At 34.0% G+C, this 2,575-nt stretch carries 3 protein-coding genes and 1 pseudogene; 3 read left to right on the forward strand and 1 reads right to left on the reverse strand.

What is annotated here, in order from left to right; genetic code table 11:
- Positions 1-264 precede the first annotated feature (264 nt).
- Positions 265-507, reverse strand: a complete 243-nt coding sequence (locus F991_RS01565) for a DUF2789 family protein (RefSeq protein WP_004281876.1) — start codon at positions 505-507, stop codon at positions 265-267.
- Positions 508-858: 351 nt separating this feature from the next.
- Between F991_RS01565 and F991_RS01570 the strand changes: the two genes are divergently transcribed.
- The 3 genes and pseudogenes from F991_RS01570 to F991_RS17385 all read left to right on the forward strand — a co-directional run.
- On the forward strand, positions 859-1,239 hold the full coding sequence (locus tag F991_RS01570; protein WP_004281877.1) for a copper resistance CopC family protein: 381 nt from the start codon (positions 859-861) through the stop codon (positions 1,237-1,239).
- Positions 1,240-1,303: 64 nt separating this feature from the next.
- Positions 1,304-2,185: a copper resistance D family protein gene (locus tag F991_RS01575; RefSeq protein WP_004668321.1), complete on the forward strand. Its 882-nt coding sequence runs from the start codon at positions 1,304-1,306 to the stop codon at positions 2,183-2,185.
- A 255-nt stretch (positions 2,186-2,440) separates the two neighbouring features.
- Positions 2,441-2,575 (forward strand): annotated as a pseudogene (locus tag F991_RS17385) (IS5/IS1182 family transposase); the annotation flags it as partial.

Genomic DNA, 2,575 nt, shown 5'->3' on the forward strand with positions numbered 1-2,575 from the left:
ATTTACGGAATTAGGTCGACCACTTACCCAAGTTACGCCTTAAATTTGGCTCAATTAGGGGCGCTTTGCATTTCAAATCTTTGTGCAACAAAGCCGATAGAAGGTAAAGAAGATTATTTTTAATATTAGGGTTTATAATCCAAATTTCAGAGTAAGGAATCTACTACTTATATAATAGAGATTCCATCTCCAAAACAGTACTACTGTATGAATGAGTTGTATTCAATGCAGGGAAGAATGTAGATCCTTAATACTAACGGAAAATTATTTTACTGAATTTTCATGTAAAGACTCATTTAATTGATCAATCACTGTCGTCCATTCACCATCAGAGTGTAGTTTTTCTTCTAAAAAATGACGTTGAGCATCAGTCCAAAAAATTGCTTGTGTTAAAAAAACATCTCCAGCTAGCTGATGGCTCTCTATGAATTTTGCAATTGCTTCTTCAGTAGAAGCTAAACCAAGCTGTTCAAATAATTTGGTCATTCTTGGACGTGTTTGAGTCATGTGCTTAGCCCACAAATTTATATTAGATCAAATTAAACATAACATGTTTATATTTAAACTAAAATATAAAAAATTAAATAGCTACTATTTTCTTAGACAAAATGATTACTACATTTCATAAATCAACCACCTACATAATTTGTTTGTTAAATGATCATTATTTTTCAATAAGATTATTTTAATAGTTAAAGATTTTAAATTTTAAAAATGACAAAAATGTAATTTTGAAGTCATCGCTCTGTTTCTGTCTCTCACTAATAATTGAAATATAAGAGGAGATGATGTGGTCTCATTAAATATAGATTTTATAAAGTCATCTCTAATGAACTAACGAATCAAGAGGAAACGTAAATGAAATTATTTCAAAATAAAATGACTGCTCTACGTAATGTTGTAGTAGCTGCAACGATGATTGTGGCTACTACAACTACGTTCGCTCATGTGAGTTTAGTGAGTGCGATTCCTGCGGAAAATGCATCTATCCTTAGTCAACCAAAGAACTTGACCCTTAACTTTGGTGCAGAGGTTATGTTGATGAATATTAAGTTACTGGATGCTCAGCGAAGAGATGTTCCTTTAAAATATGAAGTTACTCATGACTTAAAGAAATCCTTTGATGTCGCTCTTCCGAAACTGAAAAAAGGTAAATATACCGTTGTCTGGACAACAATGGGGAAAGATGGTCACAACATGAATGGTGAATATAGTTTCACTATCAAATCAACTAAATAAGAATTGATTACCTTTCAACATGTCAGTGAGGTGCTGGCATGTTGTTCTAGAATGGACAAAAATAATGATTTCTGAATATTGGATGTGGGCCACTTGGTTAACTAAGGTTATTTTATATTTAAGTGTAGCTTTTGTCGTTGGTGGAGCCTTTTGCTATTTTTTACTTAGACAATATCTTGAACTAAAAGAATCGATTCTTAAATATATTACAATTGGCGCTGGATTAGGCCTAATTTCCAGTACCTTGGGATTTTTTATTCTGATTGGTAGTTTTGCCAATACTGGTATTACAGGGATGGTGGACCCCACGTATATTAATATATTGGTTAATACTCCGACGGGGTATATATACGTTCTTCGTTCTATTAGTTTTGCTCTTTTACTTCTTCTCATGGTGGTTAAAGTTAACAGGAACAAAGGTCAGTTTTCTATAATTGAAAGTTCAATATTTTGTGTTTTACTTCTCCCGATTATTTTTAGTTTTTCCCAGCTCGGACATGTCGCTAATTTAACCTTACTTGCTCAAATTTTATTATCAATCCATATTCTAGTTATGTCGTTATGGATGGGGTCTTTATATCCGTTATGGAAAACCAGCCGGGAAATAAGTGGTTTACCTTTAAAAGATCGCATGCATGTATTTGGACGTATTGCTGCTTTCATTGTTGGGATATTAATCGCCTGTGGCGCTAGTGTAGCTCTTCTTTTAATTAAAGATTTTAATACCTTAATCAATACTGCATATGGCTATGGTTTCATGGTTAAAATGTTTTTTGTTATAGGTATTCTACTTTTAGCTGCCTTCAACAAATGGTATTTCACCCCGCGTCTTCAACATCCTAAATTCGCTAAACACCTTAGTCATGCCATTTTATTTGAGATGTTATTAGGTCTATCAATTCTATTAACAACAGGCTATATAACCACTGTCGTGGGTATTGAATAAGAGAATTTCAAAATAAGGGAATTGAGGAAATTTAACATTACTGCATTTATCTTTTGTAGCTGAGCAATAAAGTTTCTACTGGACTGCCAACTTACGACAATCAGAACAGTAAAATCGCATCATGAGGCATTATACATAAAGGTAGTCACCGGTTTTTAGCTTATCTTCAACCCATAACGGTCTCATCTATTCAGTTCACTAGGCTTTGTTGCACAAACCTATCTGTAAAGGGTTTTTCAGCGATATAATTTTCAAATGAAGAAGCCTGCACACAAAATCTACCGCACAACCAATTGGCCCGCATATAACCGAGCACTCATGAGTCGCGGAAATATTGCCATTTGGTTTGATCCTGCTACGCAATGGTATGCTCCGTCCATCGGTAAACAA

Source organism: Acinetobacter sp. CIP-A165 (genome assembly GCF_000367985.1).
Classification (GTDB): Bacteria; Pseudomonadota; Gammaproteobacteria; order Pseudomonadales; family Moraxellaceae; genus Acinetobacter.

What these genes read in the sequence shown, in the direction of transcription:
- F991_RS01565 (WP_004281876.1), bottom strand. Translation starts at nt 507, where the DNA reads ATGACTCAAACACGTCCAAGAATGACCAAATTATTTGAACAGCTTGGT.
- F991_RS01570 (WP_004281877.1), top strand. Translation starts at nt 859, where the DNA reads ATGAAATTATTTCAAAATAAAATGACTGCTCTACGTAATGTTGTAGTA.
- F991_RS01575 (WP_004668321.1), top strand. Translation starts at nt 1,304, where the DNA reads ATGATTTCTGAATATTGGATGTGGGCCACTTGGTTAACTAAGGTTATT.